This is a genomic window from Enterovibrio sp. QJM3NY_24 (assembly GCF_057786035.1).
Map to the genome: position 1 here is coordinate 1,974,724 of NZ_CM173519.1, position 17,264 is coordinate 1,991,987.

The following is a 17,264-nucleotide window of genomic DNA, read 5'->3' on the forward strand; positions in this document are numbered from 1 at the left end:
GTACCTATGGCCCAAAACATCCGCGTCGTTATCGCTGAAGACGATATTCAGATTGCAGAAATACAAAAACGCTTTTTAGACCGCATAGACGGTGTAGAACTGGTTGGCATCGCCCATACATTGGAAGATGCGGCAGACCTTGTGGACGTTTTCAAACCCGAATTACTGCTGCTCGATAACCATTTCCCCAACGGTACTGGGCTAGATTTGCTGAGAAAGCTGCGTGCGAACAACAGCGCCACGGATGTCATTTTGATCACTGCCGCCAAAGAGGTCGATACATTGCGAGACGCGCTGCGCAGTGGCGTTTTCTACTACATTCTCAAGCCTTTGGTATTTGAGCGCCTGCAAGAAGTGATAGCACAATACGCGGCGCACTTAGAGAAGCTTCGTGCCATGGAGTCATTGGCACAAACGGATGTCGACACCCTTCTGCCTCAGCGCATGACATCTGCACCGACAACAGATAGCACAACCAATACACACTCCCTACGACTCCCCAAAGGTATTGATGTCATCACGCTGGATAAAATTCGAGCAGTATTTGCGGATTCTGAAGAACCACTCAACGCCGAAGAAGTCGGCACCTTGATTGGCGCAAGCCGCACTACTGCTCGTCGCTATCTTGAATATATGGTTAGCACTTTAGAACTGGAAGCTCAGGTGAATTACGGCAGTGTTGGCCGACCAGAAAGGCGTTATATTGGCATGAAATAATTGAGGAGATGAGCCCACATGAACGGTTGGGGTTAATCGTTGACCCAGATAATGTTTGATTCTTCGATGCCTAAGCCTTGCTTAAACCTCACCGATAATTCTAGTTCAGGCTCTGACATCCAGCCTTTGGTAACAAATAAGTTATACCCAGTTTTTGTTTTTTTGTAATCAACAGATGAAAGCCAAATAGCATCCCAATCTCCGAGAAACTCCAGGTCATCAAGACGTTGTGGATAGCTACCGTTACGCACTTTATGCAACTCAATCAAAGATATCGCAGAACTAAAATTTTGCTCACCGAACTTCTTATCCATGGATTCCGACGGAAAATCACAACCCGAGATATACACTGCCATCAAACCAATCAGTAATATTTTCCACATATCACAAACACCTGTTAGACAAATCCATTTGATACAAAAAACACTGCCAAAGCCATATGAAAAGCAACGACAGTGTTTGTAATTGTCACGAATAGATCGGCTTGTTAAGCAGTAATGCCTGCTTCAGTCCCTTTTGGGTTTACACCGTATTCATTGTCCTCTTTGCTGTCCTGCACGAGAAAAACAATCATGACAATCGCGCCAACTAAAGGAATCAATGCAATCAACTGCCACCAACCACTTCGACCCGTATCATGAAGCCTTCTGGCGGTAAGACTGATACTTGGGACAAGCAAAGCCAACGAGAATATCAAAGAGAGGAACGCACTCCCCAGTATTTGATCAACAATTGTAAGAACAATAGAGAAAATCAGATAGAACAGGATAAACATCCAGTACTCTTTCCTTCTTGCTCTACCAGAAAATACCGCAAAGTTTTTTAATGCCAGTAAGAAATAATTCATCGTTAACCTCCGTGTCGTAACATACCCAAGCAACATCTAGATGCTTGTTAAGAATTCGGAAATAATAACAGTCAAAAAAAATTAATTTCTCATCAATAATAAGAAATTAGCCGTGATTATTACGTTAATTCAATGAAACTGATAGATCTAACGATGACGGGAAAGCCCCTCAATCCTGACTCAGTGCTTGGCAACTCGTCTTTGCCGCTTTCTGTGATCAAGCTTGTAGAGATTAAACAAATTATATTCAGTTATAGTGCGTTAGGCTGAATTATCTCGCCTTGTATCATTGCCCGGTTTAGGCTGTTTTCACCCTGCTCTAGGAGTTAAGCTCATGACCACCACTCAAAGCGTGACAACGTCACTACCAAGTAACTTTAGGCACAGTGATTTTCTTGCATTTCACAAGCGAGATAAAACCGAGCTTGCAGAAAAAGTGGAAGGTAACCTGATCCGGAAAGGTATGCTGATTAATGGAATTCCTTGTTGTCTTAGCCTCTCTTTGAACAAAGATACTGCAACCCTCCAAATAGACGCGGATAGCTCCGCTTCCTCGCTAGATCATGACAGACTAGCCGCTCTGCTTACTCACATGCTAGGCCTGAATCAAGACATCAACGCGTTTGAAGCGCACTATCAAACCCACCCTGAAATTTCGCGTTTGCTGAAACACCATCGTGGTTTGCGAATTCCGCAAACAACAACACCCTTTGAAGCGATTACATGGGCAATTACCGGACAGTTAATCAGCGTGGAAGCGGCCGTTTCTATTCGTCGACGACTCATTGAAGCAACCGGACGAGGACACAGCAGCGGCATTTGGTGTTCACCCGATGCGGCGACACTTGCTAACACGGAAATTGACACCTATCGCCGTTGCGGATTTTCCAACAGCAAAGCAACCACTATCCAGCGCGTTGCCCAAATGCTAGTGAACAACGAACTAGATTTGTCGTTGACCGCAGATCCTGAGGTTGTCGCGCGTGAACTACTGGCAATAAAAGGCGTAGGGCCATGGACAGTCAGCTATACCTTGTTGCGGGGATTCGGCTGGCTGGATGGTTCATTGCATGGCGATGTGGCGGTGCGCCGAAACCTACAACGCTTACTCAACAGCGAAGAAAAACCGTCGGAAAAGGAAACACAGGTATGGCTTAACGCGTTTTCGCCCTGGCGTGCTTTAGTTGCCGCACACCTTTGGGCGATGCAATCTGAGCAAGGTTACTAGCCCTATTTCTGCGTGTAGTTTGTCGTCACGCAGTATAAATCGTATAAAACACTAACGATTTGGCGGTGAAACAAGCAGTCAAACTGTTAGTTAGGTCACAGTTGCGGAAGGTGTAGCGTCAATGGGGTATCCTCCTCGCCCTTCATACCGTGACTTGAAAGATAACTATGCACTACAAAACTATGCTCGGGTATCGCTACCCTAAAGGCCCTTTCGCCATGATCAGCGTCTACAGCTTTACTGGCGCAGCCGTGGTCACTTCAACGGTATTTTCACTACTGCTTTTCCTTTCGATTGATGACAGCCCGATGATGAAAGCATTGTTCGGTACGTTGGCGATCATTTTTGAGGCTGGAAAATTCTACGCTTGGTACGAATTTGGCGAACGTCGTGCCCATCGTAACTACATGGGTTCTTTCACCGCGTTGGTGTTTTACCTCGTATTGGCCGCCATTTCGATCGGCGGCAGTATTGGCGGCATTAATAGTGCTACCAACAAAGCGCAAAGCGTTATCGCGATTGAGCAAGCCAAAGTCGACGCATATAACCGCCAGATCGACGCCATTGAAAAGCAAATTGACTTGAATAACTTGGCGGCAGAAAAGTACATACAAATGGAGCGTATCGCGACGGGCGTTAGCCGCATTCAGGCACAAAACAACACCCTGCGTGAAGAGCAGATCCTCTTGGCGGAAGAGCGTGATTCGCTGCCTCCTGTCGCGCAAGGGTCCGCAATTGGTTTGATTGATAGCCTTGCGAATGCGTTTCAAGTTTCTCAGCAAACCGCTCAGTTTGGCTTAGTGGTGTTCTTGTCTATTCTGCTTGATTTGTTCGCCGCATTTTTCGTTGGTGTGATTGGTGAAGAAACACGTTTCCGTCGTTTTTATCAGCACCATGCTGAAATTGACATTACACCAGAAACCATAAGTAAACCTGTGGGTTATCTAGAGCACAAGCCAGCTATCGACAGCGTAGTCAACGCGGACAGTGATAATGATAAGCAGCAAGATGACGCTGACTTAACCTTGGCACAACGAGTAGAATTGGCCGTTAAAAACGGCGTGATAACTTGCTCAAAAAAAGCGGTGTGTAGACACTTCTTACTGCCAACGGACGATGTGGATACTTTGTTTGAAGATATGATGAACGACGGTGTTTTGGCGAAGAAAGCGAATCATCACTATTATCTTGTTGCTTGAGGCCGATGGTTTAAATATCTGACCATAACCTCCGCTCATAACCTGTTCCTAAGAAGCAAGAAAGCGCCGCAATGGGCGCTTTCTTGTTTTACTTCTACCATCGAGCTGACACTCACACTTTAGGTTTCTCTGTACTCGATGTGTCAGTACCGTTGCTCGGCGCAGAAACGGGATCACTCGCAGCGGCTGCGTTAGCATCTTTAGGCTTGATGGTGTCGATCACCATGCGTAAGTCATCAATCAAACTTTCATCTGACGCCTTCTTCGCTTCAAGGGTGGTGACTTGTGCAGACAAGGTTTCCTTGTCTTGCTCCGCTAAAGACAGATTTGTATTGACCGACTCAAGCTTCGCCATCAATTGCTTCAATTCAGGGTCGACGTCAGGTGTCTTGTTCAATGTCTGCGCTAACGCTTCTGCCTTACTCGCCAGCGCGTCAGTTTGTTGTTTGATCGGCTTATCACGAAGATCAATTTTTTCAAACGCTTGAGCAATACGATGAAGCTGATTTTCGAGATCCAAAATCAACGGTTCAAATTTTCCGTCATCGATATTTCTAAACCGCTTCACTTCCAAGCCAATATGCTTGAGATGACCAATCTCAAACTTGACCGCCAACACCGCTTTTTCAATTGCCGCTATGTCTCGCGGATCGGCCGTTACCACGGCTTCAGCTTGCTCTAACGTCGCTCCAGCTTTGGTATAGCTAATGGGCGCAACAGATTTGAAGCCCTCTCTACGCAGCAGAACAAGTTCATTATTCAAGGGAACCACATTGATTTGTAGTGCCACGGCCACTTCTAACGCTTTTGCCTTATCTAAAAACTGCACTTGTTTGACTTGAGCATCATCGAGATCGTTATCAGCCACATACTCAAACAACGCGCGATAATCTCTGGCTATCCGGCTGTAACGGGATGCAAATACTACGTCTGCATTGATCGTATCAAGATAGGCCATTTCTGCGATGGCTTCCGCCAGTAAACTGTCTGCGGTTTCTTTTAAGGTCAATAACTCCGCATGGAGCATCGCGACTTTAACCATAAGTTTATCAAAAGTTTGCGCATAAGTACCCGAAGAAAATACGGAGTAGTTTTCTGTCGCTTTGGCTGGGTTTGAATCAAAATCTTCGTAGACATCAACCGCGTCTTCCCACGCGTCAAACAAATCCTCAACAGCATCCTTACTGTATAACCGAAGTTCCTTGCTCTCTTCCATTTTGGCTAGCCAACGGGCGTAATCCGATTTCGCTTTTTCGTAGATTTGAAGCGTATTTTGGCTTTGTTGTGAAACCCCATTGGTTTCACTGGCTATCTGAGCAGGTTCTGATGTGGATTGGCATGCTGTGATGGAACTTACTAGCACAACGGCTAACGCCGATAAACGCAAATTTTTCATAGATGTACCCTCTAACTGTCACCGCCACTCACGAAATTATTTTTATTATTTACCAATAGATTCGCCGTCAGCCTATCGATAGCTGCCGTCTGATCACCCGACTTTATGCAAGGTGTAAGTAACAATCTAGCTCAAAACTCCCCCCCAACATTGCAAGTTTAGGTGATCTTGATCACATTGAATTTTGTAAGTGATACACCACGCAATTCGGTAATCTTTCTTCGTACACAGAGGGTTAAAACCAAAACCCTCAACAAACACTAACCTAATGATTTAATTAATATTTAATGCGAGATTGAAAGTGAGGGTGGTGAAAAAACAAACGATAATCATTGAAAGAAGATAGGCAAATAAATGCATGCACATATCGGATGGAAAATTGTCGATAGTCGTCACGCAAAACAATCGAAAACCGTCGTATATTCCTTCTTAAATAATTAGGAAACAAAATTATCACTAAAAGAAAAAACAACGTTAACCATTAGGAGAATTTTAATTAATCGGACAAACGAACAATGTTACTTTTGCTATTAAATTTTCAAACAATTCAATAACAATATCGCACATAATAAAATTACATCTGAGTTATAAACAGTCAAATGCTGTTCACTTTATAACATATAGCTTTTAGTTATATGGTTTTGTTTTATATGCACGAATGACTGCCCTATCATCGCGGCCTTAACCAGCGTAAGGGCTATTCAGACTGGCACACCGTCAGAGGTTAGACGGAAGAGCAGCAAGATATTCACTCACTGAGTATTCCATATTCTTTCGAGTATAAAGAATAGGAAGAAAGGCGAATTTATTTTACATTTATCCCGCTAATGAAATTAAGGATTTAAGAATGGCCTTAAGCGTTATATTGAACCTCACGATATTCACCGCACTTATCTATTTTTTGTACACACTACAAGCTAAGCATGTACCGTTTACCAAACGTGTTTTTGCTGGTTTGGGTTTAGGTGTCGTATTTGGTGGCTTATTACAGCTTTACTACGGTGCAGGCTCCGACATTATTAAAACTAGCATCGACTACTTCGACATTGTCGGTAAAGGCTACGTGAAACTGCTTCAAATGATCATCATCCCACTCGTGATGGTGTCGATCATTTCTGCCATCCTCAAGCTCAAAGGCGGTTCGTCTGTCGGCAAGATTAGTGGCATGAGCATTGGCGTATTGGTGGTGACCACCATGATTGCCGCGCTTGTGGGTATTGCTTGGTCGTTGATGTTTGGTCTTACTGCAGAAGGCCTAACGGCTGGCGCGGCGGAAGTCGCACGCGGTCAATCGCTAGAAACCAATCTGGGTCGCGTAGAAAGCCTGTCTTTCGCTAACATGATCCTAGAATTCCTTCCTGCGAACCCGTTCCTAGATATGACAGGTTCGCGTAAAACATCCACTATTGCAGTCGTTATCTTCTCTATCTTTATTGGCATAGCCGCAACAGGTATCGCGAAGAAGCAACCAGACGTCTTTGCGTCGTTCGAGAGCTTCGTTGGCGTGGCAAAAGCTATCGTTATGCGCATCGTGACACTGGTACTGCGTTTGACGCCTTACGGTGTTCTGGCGCTAATGACCAAAGTGATTTCTGGCTCTAACTACGCGGATATCGTTAACCTAGCAAGCTTTGTTATGGCGTCATACGGTGCGCTGTTTACCATGTTCGCGATTCACTTAGCGATCATCGCGATGCTCGGCCTAAACCCGATTCGCCACTTGAAGAAAATCATGCCTCTTCTGACGTTCGCTTTCACATCACGCAGCAGCGCAGCGTCAATTCCGATGAACGTTCAAACACAAGAAAAAGCATTGGGTATTCCAAATGGTATCGCCAACTTTGCCGCTTCTTTCGGTTCAACCATTGGTCAAAACGGTTGTGCGGGTATCTACCCCGCCATGCTTGCTGTAATGATTGCGCCAACCATGGGCATCAACCCGCTGGATATTGGCTTTCTCTTCACGCTGATTGCCATCATCACCATTAGCTCGTTCGGTGTCGCTGGCATTGGTGGCGGTGCAACGTTTGCCGCATTGATTGTTCTATCCGCGTTGGATTTCCCTGTCGCGCTTGCAGGTCTGTTGATCTCTATCGAGCCGCTGATCGATATGGGTCGTACCGCGCTTAACGTATCAGGTTCTGTCACTGCAGGATCTGTGACCAGCAAACTGATGGGTCAAACCGATATGGCCGTGTTCAACGATGACAAGCCACTGAACCTAGATGGTGAAGACGCTACCGCGTAGCTATCTCGATAGGCTCATTAGTCGTCACATAATATTTTGGGAGCGTTAGCTCCCAATTCCTGTTTTCAGGGCAATATGCCCATGAGGAATGCAACATGAAAATCATCATCATTGGCGGTGAAGCCGCGGGAATGAGCGCTGCAGCCAAAGCTCGTCGAGTGAATCCAAGCGCTGAAATCATTGTTTATGAAGCGTCAGAAATCATCTCATTTGGTGCTTGTGGCCTGCCCTATTACGTGGCGGATGAATTTAGTGACAGCGGTTACATGTCGGAATTCACCCCAGCACAGTTCGCAGAGCGTGGCATCACGGTGAACACGGGACATCGCGTCACTAAGGTCGACGCTGACGTCAAAAAACTCGAAATCTCGCATAACGGCGACGTGTTCGTGACGCACTACGACAGATTAATGATCGCTACTGGCGCTCGTGAAGTGTTGCCGCCCGTTGAAGGCCTACAAAAAAACGGCGTACACACGCTACGCGTGATGAACGATGGCATAGCGCTAAAAGCAGCAATTCAAGACGCTAACTGCCAACACGTCACCATCATTGGTTCTGGCTTTATCGGTTTGGAAGTGGCGGAAGCCATGCTCCACCAAGGTAAGCAGGTTCGCTTGATTGAACGCGCAGAGCGCTTAATCCCTGATGCCTTTGATGCAGAAATCAGTGTGCATATTCACACGGAGCTGGAAAAAGCGGGCGTCGAAATTCTTACGTCAGAATCACTGATGACAATAGAAGGTGATACCGCAGTCTCTGGCGTGATAACAGACAAAGGCGAATACGCCACGGATCTGGTGGTGGTGTGTACTGGTGTGAAACCGAACACTGCATTCTTGCAAGAAACAGGCATTGAAACCCTGCCAAACGGCGCCATCGTGGTTGATCGTGAAGGAAAAACCTCCTTGCCAGATGTGTGGTCAGCAGGCGATTGCGCCGCTATCTGGAATTCGATTTCGCAACGTAACCAATACATCCCGCTGGCAACTGGCGCAAACAAGCTAGGCCGCTTGGTGGGCGACAACATTGCGCAAATCGATGGCGAACCATTGCAATTCCAAGGCTCACTCGGCACCAGTTGTGTGCGTGTATTGGGGCTAGAAGCAGGCCGTACTGGACTATCCGAGCGCGAAGCGACGGATGCTGGCTTCATGGTGAAGACCCTCACTATCAAAGATAAATGCCACACCAATTATTGTGCGGGTCAGTCGGATATGCACATGAAGCTGATTTACGAAGCGGAAACCAAGCGCATTCTTGGCGCACAGTTGATTGGTTACAAAGGCGCGGTACACCGTATCGACGCAATGGCTGTGGCTATCACTATGGGCGTCACCACCAGCCAGCTTGGTATGATGGATTTTGCCTATGCACCACCGTTTGCCAGAACGTGGGACATCATGAATGTGGCAGGCAACGTCGCCAAATAAACCATAAGTGAACAATTTAATCAGGCCAGCGACATCGCTGGCCTTGTTTTGATGATCTCCCGCACCTTACTCGTCAACCACGGGTGTTCTCAATCGCACCATCACGTTCAAATGCAATTCGTTCGATATATTGCACACTTCACATTATCTACACCTTCCTCTTATGTTTTAGTTTTAGGCTCGCGTTGGTTATTGCACCGATACTGCGACGCAGTTAGGCTAGAATTTAAACCCTCGGTTTAACAATGGAAGCCAATGATGGAACAGATAAAAAATCTCTCCCTACTCTCTTCTCTGTGCGAAAACGTGAACAATGCGATAGCTGTCCATAACCCCGCGACAGGTGATGTGTTGGGCTACGTCCCTTCTCACAACCGTGAAGCCATCGAAAAGGTCATTGAAAAAGCCGAAACTGCGCAGAAATCGTGGGCGAAAACCACGGCGAAACTGCGCGCTGAAATTCTTTCCCGCTGGTATCAGCTCATCATGGATAACCAAGAAGACCTGGCGCGTATTATGACGCTTGAGCAAGGTAAACCGCTGGCTGAATCGCGCGGTGAAGTAGCCTATGGCGCATCTTTTGTTCAATGGTTTGCCGAAGAAGGTAAGCGTGCGTATGGCGAAACGATTCCAACACCATTGACTGACCGCCGCATTATGACCATTCGCCAACCGGTCGGTGTCGCAGCTGCTATCACGCCCTGGAACTTCCCCATCGCAATGATCACGCGAAAAGCTGCACCAGCATTAGCCGCAGGATGCAGCTTTATTGGCAAGCCCGCCGCGCAAACGCCATTAAGCGCCTACGCTGTGGCTGAATTAGCACGACAAGCCGGACTCCCCGAGGGTCTGTTAGCCATTGTCACCAGCAGCGATGCCGTGATGGTAGGTGAGCTATTTTGTAGCAGCCCAAAAATTCAAAAAATATCCTTTACCGGCTCTACCCACGTTGGTCGGATTCTGATGCGCCAAAGCGCCGAAAGCGTAAAACGCGTTTCAATGGAATTGGGCGGAAATGCGCCGTTTATTGTGTTTGATGACGCAGACATTGATGCTGCTGTAAAAGGTGCACTCGCATCGAAGTTTCGCAACGCGGGTCAAACGTGTGTGTGCGCCAACCGCTTCTATGTTCACGATTCTGTGTATGACGAGTTTGTCGCCAAGTTTGCCGCTGAAGTCTCCAAGCTGAGTGTTGGCAACGGCCTTGATGATGGCATCACCATTGGCCCACTGATTGATGACAACGCCAAGAAGAAAGTACAAACGTTAGTGAACGATGCCGTGGCACAAGGGGCGAATATCACCGCAGGTGGCGACGATCTCGGTGGGCAATTTTTCGCACCAACCGTCTTAACCCACGTCGAACACACCATGAGCATTGTTCAGGAAGAGATTTTCGGTCCTATCGCGCCCGTTATTCGCTTCCACGATGATGCCTCGTTGATCGACATGGCGAATGACACCGAATACGGTCTGGCAAGTTACTTCTACAGCAAAGACTTTAACCGTATCTTCGCCGTGGCAGAAGCGCTCGATTACGGCATGGTGGGTGTTAATGAAGGGATTATTTCGACAGAAGTTGCACCTTTCGGTGGCGTGAAACAATCGGGCATAGGCCGTGAAGGTGCTCGCCAAGGCCTAGACGAGTATCTCAACACCAAGTACATCTGCCTCGGTGGCATGTAGTATCGATGTTATATGGTGCTGCTGATAAATGGTGCTGCTTATATATGGCACCGCTGTTATATCGGGCTAATGACATATGATGCTGATGTTATAGTGCATCTAGTTGCCACCGCATCCTAAACAAAACAAAGTCATACGACTATGCTTAAACAAACAGCCTCAAGTGTGAGAAAAAGTACATGTCCATTAGAATGGAAATCGATGCCGCAGTGGGTGCGCATGGTGCATGGAAACAAAAGCTTAGAACTGCGATCAATACTGGCGAGTGCGAGTCGACACCAGACAAGGTCAAACAGGACATTAACTGTTCATTTGGAAAATGGCTTCACTATCGTATCGACGAAGAACATAAGAAAAGTGATTTTTTCAGTGAAGTCGTCGAATTGCATGCCGCTTTTCATCGCGAAGCAGGCGCGATCCTAGAACTGGCATTAGACGGTGATCAAGATACCGCCAACGATCGAATGAAACTCGGCAGTAAGTTCGCAGTACTTTCCGCTAACCTCACCGCAAGAATGCGAGATTGGCAGAAATGGCTGGATGACAGAGGCATTGAGTAGTCACTCGGCCAAAAGTCATCGCTGTTACGGCTACTTGGTGATGATCAGCTATTCCGTTTACGAAGGTCGGCGATAGCTTTTGTGAAGAACGACTACCCGATGTCGTCATTAGTACGCTCAATAGCAACATGGATGAAACCTTATTCATTCATTTTTTACCGCACGTTATTCACTCAAAATTAACGCAAGCTGCGTCTTATCAGTGTGTTAACATTCGAATCGCATAAAAATCCCTCAAACGGACTTCCATTGCAGTGCCTGTTTCCTTTAATGTGAAGCACGACAGTGTATTTTCGTACTACAGTGCGACACTACGCCCAATCAAATAGAACCCTAAGGTAAAAAGATGTCTGATGTACCTTCTACTGCCGTTGAGGTAGTGACTACAGTCCAAACCGTTGCTGAATCTTCTGGCCCTATCTGGCCATACGTGGTCGGCGGTATCGCACTTGTTATCGCAGCAGGTTTCTGGGGCTACAAAGCGATTAGCCGTCCATCTTTCATTATTAAGCAGATCCGTCGCCGTAACCTGAAAGCGATGAAGAAAGAAGGCGTTGAAAGCTCAGATGCCACCGTGGATTTGGATAAACTGCTTTCTTCTATTGAAACGCACGCCATCGACAACAAAATGTCTGGTGCTGAGATGGTGAAGCTGCTGGCACCGCTGAACGATTCAAACCGCATGAAATCAGCGAAAGACATGTATTTGACGATGCAACATATCGCACGTGAAATTGGCGATACGCGTCTGGCAGGTGAATTCAAGTCTAAATCTACGGGTGTGAAATCTAACTCGAAGCTAATGGCTGGCCTGTTTAAACGTGCTGGTATCTAAACGCTTTTTGTTGGCACTGCCCTTGCGCAGTGCCAACGACCTCTATCTTGCCCTGCGCTCTATTTCCTTCTGCCCTTTTTGCTTAGCTACTTCAACACTGCTTTGCTGCCGATGATCTTGTAGGCTGGCGTTCCGCGCACCAATGCTTCTCGCGCAAACACCATGTCGCAGCTTGGACATGTACATGGGCTGGTTGTGTAATCGACCACAATTCTTTCTTTAAAACACTTCACTAACGCGCCTTTGCCGCCTTTCTTGTATTTAAACAGTAACGCTTTGCACTTGCCGCACACAATGTCCACCGAACGCGTGGGTAGCTTTTTATTCGGCTTTGCCATCCTCAACTCCCTCTTTGTTAGCTGTCATCATAAGCCAAAGCGCAGTGCAGACTAAAGTCTTATGCATCAGTGATTTCAGAAGGAAAACTGAGAGGACGCTAATGTTTAACGAACTCACTTAACAAAATTTTTACAAGTTCAGCTATCATTTCGGTGTTTATTTCTCGTTCTCAGAGGCGATGCCATCACAATAAATATCGCCACTGATAAGTATGCAGACCAAGGATCCTTCTTACATTGGAGAGTTGTATGAAAATCAACGCATTGATTAAAACGCTTTCGCTATCTACTGCCATCATGTTGACCGGAATAAACGGTGCGGCAGCAGAAGACCGCGACTACATTTTGGCTACCGCTTCAACAGGCGGCACGTATTACCCCGTGGGTGTCGCCTTGGCAACATTGAGTAAAGTAAAACTCGCGCCTAAATATGACTTCTCTCTTTCGGCGATTAGTTCAGCGGGTTCAGGCGAGAACATTAAGCTTCTGCGTGAGAATGAAGCACAGTTTGCCATTCTCCAAGGCTTATATGGCGCTTGGGCTTGGAATGGCGAAGGAAAGCTAAAACAATCGGGTCCACAGAAAGAACTGCGCTCTGTCTCTATGCTGTGGCAAAACGTCGAGCATTTCGTGGTACTGAGCGACTTGGCAAAAACAGGCACCATGGCTGACATGAAAGCAATGGATGGCAACAAGTTCTCTATCGGTAAGAAAAACTCTGGTACAGAAGGTTCAGGCTTACAGATCCTGAGCGGTCTAGATATCAATACCGACAAAATGGATTTCGCTTACCTTGGCTACGGCGCAAGTGCGGATGCGATGCAAAATGGTACGGTTGATGGAATGAACACGCCAGCGGGTGTGCCAGTAAGCGCAGTCACTCGCGCGTATGCGTCAATAGGTGACAAAATCACTATCTTGAATTTCACCGAAGAAGAAATGAAAGAAGCTAATGGTGATTATAACCTTTGGACACGCTTCGTGATTGAACCGAACACCTATCCGGGTCAAACCAAAGCAGTAGAAACCATTGCACAACCTAACTTCCTTGCTGTTCGCAGTGACATCAGTGATGAAGACGTTTACTTGCTGACGAAAACCATTTACGAAAACCTCGCGTTTTTGAACGGTATTCATAAAGCAACCAAAGCCATGTCTTTGCAAAAATCCATTGATGGCCTGCCTGTGCCGCTCCACCCTGGTGCAGCGCGTTACTACAAAGAACAAGGGCTGACTATTCCTGCGCAGTTGATCGCAAACTAAGTCTTGCGCGCTGGCCTCTCGGTCAGCGCGCCTTTACCGCCTTTATTTATCGCCGTTAACGCTCTGTACCTAGGTTTATATCGCTTTGTTCCTAAGTTTGTATCGCTATTCTCTTGGGGTTAACAAAGCATTGCTCAACACACTTCCACTCCAAAGGACGTCGTGCAGATCATCAGCACGTTTGAGGGAACATGACTAACCATTCTTCCGACTCCAGCACTTCATCAGAACTCGAGAGTTCTCTATCGCAATTTGAGCTCACTCAGCGCACCGATTTTCCACTTCTGACACGATGTGTCACCGTGCTGGGGATTGTGCTTTCACTGGTTCATATTTGGTTTAACACGCTCGCCACGCTGCCGGAGCTTTGGGTTTCTGCCGCACACTTTGCGGGCTTTTCTGCTATGTGTGCCCTTACCTACCCAGCGGCGGCGAAATGGCGCAAAAGTAAGTTCGCATTGGCTATCGACATTGGGATTGCTATCGCCGCAATTGCTTGCCTGATTTATATCATTTTTAGCGAAGACGCCTTATACGAACGCGGCGTTACCTTTGTGACTTCTGATTGGGTGTTTTCAATCATTGCGATTTTGATCGCGCTAGAACTTATCCGGCGCACCATGGGTTGGTTTATCCCCTGCCTGATTTTGGTGGCACTGACTTACGTGGTTTGGTGGGGAAGCTGGATTGACGGCATTTTTTCCTTCCCCGGCTTGTCGGCTGAGACCGTTCTGTACCGGGCTTTCTATAGTTCAGAGGGCATGTTTGGCCCCATATCTCGAATATCATGGAGTTATGTCTTCATGTTCATTCTATTTGGCGCGTTTTTAGTAAAATCAGGTGCAGGCGACTACATCATCAATATTTCCCGTGCAGCGGCAGGGAAAATCATTGGGGGTCCCGGTTTCGTCGCTGTACTCGGCTCAGGATTAATGGGTTCTGTATCAGGGTCGAGTGTGGCAAACACAGTCTCGACGGGTGTCATTACCATACCTCTCATGAAGAAAGCGGGGTTTCCGCCAAAGTTCGCCGCTGGGGTTGAAGCAGCAGCTTCCACGGGTGGGCAATTGATGCCTCCCGTCATGGGTGCAGGCGCTTTTATTATGGCGTCTTACACACAAATACCGTACGTGGAAATCATTGCTGTGTCGTTTGCACCTGCGCTGATTTACTTTCTCTCGGTAGCTTTCTTTGTGCGCGTTGAAGCCAAGCGTTCAGGCGTACATCATGTCGAAACGGAAACCCAATCTATGTTGTCAGTGCTGGCCTCAGGCTGGCATTATCTGATCCCCTTGGTGGTATTGGTCACGCTCTTAGTTCAAGATTTTACGCCAACTTATGCAGCAGGTATTTCGATCATTTCAGTGGTGGTTGCTTCTTGGCTTTCTCCGAATCGTATGGGGATTGCAGATATTTTTGATGCGTTAGCGCAAGGCGCACGAAACATGGCCACCACAGCGGTATTGCTGACGGGCATTGGCTTGGTGGTGAATGTCATCAGCACCACGGGGATCGGCAATACCTTTTCCATCATGATTAACGACTGGGCCAACGGTAGCTTGTTTATGATGCTGGTATTGGTGGCCCTTGCATCGCTGATACTCGGTATGGGTTTACCTGTGACGGCCTCGTATATTGTTCTTGGCACCCTTTCTGCACCTGCCATTTATGGTTTGATTGCGGAACAACAATTAATGGAGCTTCTGACCACCGGTCAGTTACCCGAAGAAGCGAAAACCATTTTCATGCTGATTGCACCAGAGCAATTTGCCGCGTTGGGCGCCCCCATGTCTTTTGAGGCCGCTATTGAGTTACTTGGCAAAGTACCGGATGACTTCAAAGCCACTTTGCTCGAACAAGGCTTAGGTGCAGCAACGGTAGGTATGTCATTGTTGGCAGCGCACTTGATCATTTTCTGGTTATCTCAAGACAGTAACGTTACACCGCCAGTGTGTTTGACGGCGTTTGCCGCGGCAACCATCGCCAAAACCCCACCCATGGCGACAGGCTTCAAAGCGTGGAAAATCGCCAAAGGGCTGTATTTAGTGCCGCTATTGATGGCCTATACCCCACTCGTTTCCGGCGATCTTCAACAAGTCCTTGAAGTCACCTTGTTTGCAGTGATTGGTACGTGGGCTTTGGTAGCAGGGCTAGAAGGCTATTTAGAAGGTCCTATCAATTGGCCATTGCGTGCTGTGGCTTTTGCTTTAGGCGGTTTAATGATGTGGCCAGGGCTTGATGTCGTTATTCGTCTTGCTAGTGCATTAGTGTTCTTTGCCATGGTGTTTTACACCTACCGAAAATACCCTTTCAATCCGCTAGGTAACCCCTAATTCGTCGCGAAGCATAGCGCGGCTGACACCGTGGGATCCGTCAAACAGAAATACAAAAAGCGCCTTGAAAGGCGCTTTTCTCTTTGTTTATTCTCGATTTTTCTCGTCACTCGCCATCTCAGTACTTATTGTCTTATCGCGCGTGATTGACAGGGCGAGGATTCATTCTTTCAAAACAAAGCTGTCCATCAAACCAACCATACGTCCGATTTCAGGTTTGGTAATGGTGTCGTTCGCGCCAAGGTCCATCGCTTTCTTGCGGTTATCATCACTCATCAGTGACGAGAACATGACAATCGGCATGGCCTTATATTCTTCGATTTCCCGCAATTTTTTGACGAGATACATGCCATCCATTTTTGGCATTTCAACATCACTGACCACGCCATCAACAAACTCAGTGATCGGCAAGTTTTCTTCAGTACACAAGCGGACGAATTCAATCATCGAGTCTAGCGCTTCTTGCCCGTCTTTTGCGGTGATCACGTTGTAACCCGCTGAACGAAGAGTATTTTCGATCAAACGTCGGATAAACGCGGAATCATCAACCACCATGATGGTCTTGGCTTCGCGTTTGGCAACCATGGCGTCATCGATAACCACGCGCTTGTCTTGCGTGACATCGTATTTTTCCATGCTGAGCTCTGGGTTGATATCAGCAATGATTTTCTCGAAATCCAAAATCATGATGAGGTTGCTGTCCTGTCGAACCACGGCAACCACACAATCTTGGTCTGACGCTTCTAAGAAAGAACTAGGCGATTCCACCTCCTCCCAAGATATTCGATGAATACGGCTGACGCTGTCGACGAGAAAACCATTCGACATTCGATTGAAATCCGTCACGATCACGACTTTGGTGTCGATTTCGTCTTTAGTTGGTACACCTAGCCATCCAGCTAAATCAACCAAAGGGATCAACTTTCCGCGCAGCGAAAATACGCCAAGGACATTAGGTTGTGCGTTTGGATAATCCGTCGTATCTGGAACACGAATGACTTCGCGAACCTTGGCGACATTTATTCCGTAGTAACACACTTTCTTTGTGCCATCAGGCAAGGTTTTCTCGAGTCGAAATTCGATAATTTCAAGCTCATTGGTACCGCTTTCAGTCAAGATTGAAGTTTTGTGTTCTGTGCTCATGCCAAATCTCGATGCATTTAGAGGCCAAATAGACAAGG

General features: G+C 47.0%; 15 protein-coding genes. 10 read left to right on the top strand and 5 right to left on the bottom strand.

What is annotated here, in order from left to right:
- Positions 1-6 precede the first annotated feature (6 nt).
- On the top strand, positions 7-717 hold the full coding sequence (locus tag AC3CIC_RS08710; protein WP_488514341.1) for a response regulator: 711 nt from the start codon (positions 7-9) through the stop codon (positions 715-717).
- A 32-nt stretch (positions 718-749) separates the two neighbouring features.
- Here the strand turns inward: AC3CIC_RS08710 and AC3CIC_RS08715 are convergent, their stop codons facing one another.
- Both AC3CIC_RS08715 and AC3CIC_RS08720 read right to left on the bottom strand, forming a co-directional pair.
- Positions 750-1,100, bottom strand: coding sequence for a hypothetical protein (locus tag AC3CIC_RS08715; protein ID WP_488514342.1), 351 nt, complete (start codon positions 1,098-1,100; stop codon positions 750-752).
- A 104-nt stretch (positions 1,101-1,204) separates the two neighbouring features.
- Positions 1,205-1,564: a DUF805 domain-containing protein gene (locus tag AC3CIC_RS08720; protein ID WP_394210329.1), complete on the bottom strand. Its 360-nt coding sequence runs from the start codon at positions 1,562-1,564 to the stop codon at positions 1,205-1,207.
- A gap of 334 nt (positions 1,565-1,898) precedes the next feature.
- Between AC3CIC_RS08720 and AC3CIC_RS08725 the strand changes: the two genes are divergently transcribed.
- Together AC3CIC_RS08725 and AC3CIC_RS08730 are read left to right on the top strand one after the other, a co-directional pair.
- Positions 1,899-2,792 (top strand): DNA-3-methyladenine glycosylase family protein, encoded by an 894-nt coding sequence (locus tag AC3CIC_RS08725; protein ID WP_488514343.1) that lies wholly within the window; start codon positions 1,899-1,901, stop codon positions 2,790-2,792.
- A 167-nt stretch (positions 2,793-2,959) separates the two neighbouring features.
- On the top strand, positions 2,960-3,991 hold the full coding sequence (locus tag AC3CIC_RS08730) for a Preprotein translocase subunit SecY (protein WP_488514344.1): 1,032 nt from the start codon (positions 2,960-2,962) through the stop codon (positions 3,989-3,991).
- 112 nt (positions 3,992-4,103) lie between these two features.
- Here the strand turns inward: AC3CIC_RS08730 and AC3CIC_RS08735 are convergent, their stop codons facing one another.
- Complete coding sequence (locus AC3CIC_RS08735; RefSeq protein WP_488514345.1) at positions 4,104-5,387, bottom strand: hypothetical protein; 1,284 nt, start codon at positions 5,385-5,387, stop codon at positions 4,104-4,106.
- A gap of 847 nt (positions 5,388-6,234) precedes the next feature.
- Between AC3CIC_RS08735 and AC3CIC_RS08740 the strand changes: the two genes are divergently transcribed.
- The 5 genes from AC3CIC_RS08740 (at position 6,235) to AC3CIC_RS08760 (ending at position 12,149) form a co-directional block, all read left to right on the top strand.
- Entirely contained in the window at positions 6,235-7,635 is a 1,401-nt protein-coding gene (locus AC3CIC_RS08740; protein WP_394210322.1) for an L-cystine transporter, read from the top strand.
- A 95-nt stretch (positions 7,636-7,730) separates the two neighbouring features.
- Entirely contained in the window at positions 7,731-9,068 is a 1,338-nt protein-coding gene (locus AC3CIC_RS08745) for a CoA-disulfide reductase (protein ID WP_488514346.1), read from the top strand.
- A gap of 258 nt (positions 9,069-9,326) precedes the next feature.
- A complete protein-coding gene (locus AC3CIC_RS08750; protein ID WP_488515894.1) occupies positions 9,327-10,754 on the top strand; it encodes an NAD-dependent succinate-semialdehyde dehydrogenase in 1,428 nt (475 codons plus the stop codon).
- A 179-nt stretch (positions 10,755-10,933) separates the two neighbouring features.
- Positions 10,934-11,314, top strand: coding sequence for a CZB domain-containing protein (locus tag AC3CIC_RS08755; protein ID WP_488514347.1), 381 nt, complete (start codon positions 10,934-10,936; stop codon positions 11,312-11,314).
- A gap of 346 nt (positions 11,315-11,660) precedes the next feature.
- Positions 11,661-12,149 carry a hypothetical protein gene (locus AC3CIC_RS08760; protein WP_488514348.1) on the top strand — a complete coding sequence of 163 codons (489 nt, stop codon included), beginning with the start codon at positions 11,661-11,663 and terminating at the stop codon, positions 12,147-12,149.
- A gap of 86 nt (positions 12,150-12,235) precedes the next feature.
- Here the strand turns inward: AC3CIC_RS08760 and AC3CIC_RS08765 are convergent, their stop codons facing one another.
- Entirely contained in the window at positions 12,236-12,487 is a 252-nt protein-coding gene (locus AC3CIC_RS08765; RefSeq protein ID WP_017003979.1) for a hypothetical protein, read from the bottom strand.
- Positions 12,488-12,736: 249 nt separating this feature from the next.
- Between AC3CIC_RS08765 and AC3CIC_RS08770 the strand changes: the two genes are divergently transcribed.
- A complete protein-coding gene (locus AC3CIC_RS08770) occupies positions 12,737-13,750 on the top strand; it encodes a TAXI family TRAP transporter solute-binding subunit (protein ID WP_488514349.1) in 1,014 nt (337 codons plus the stop codon).
- 191 nt (positions 13,751-13,941) lie between these two features.
- Positions 13,942-16,083 (top strand): TRAP transporter permease, encoded by a 2,142-nt coding sequence (locus tag AC3CIC_RS08775; protein WP_488514350.1) that lies wholly within the window; start codon positions 13,942-13,944, stop codon positions 16,081-16,083.
- Positions 16,084-16,245: 162 nt separating this feature from the next.
- Here AC3CIC_RS08775 and AC3CIC_RS08780 read toward each other — a convergent pair whose 3' ends face one another.
- Complete coding sequence (locus AC3CIC_RS08780) at positions 16,246-17,226, bottom strand: chemotaxis protein (RefSeq protein WP_016958221.1); 981 nt, start codon at positions 17,224-17,226, stop codon at positions 16,246-16,248.
- Positions 17,227-17,264: the final 38 nt, after the last annotated feature.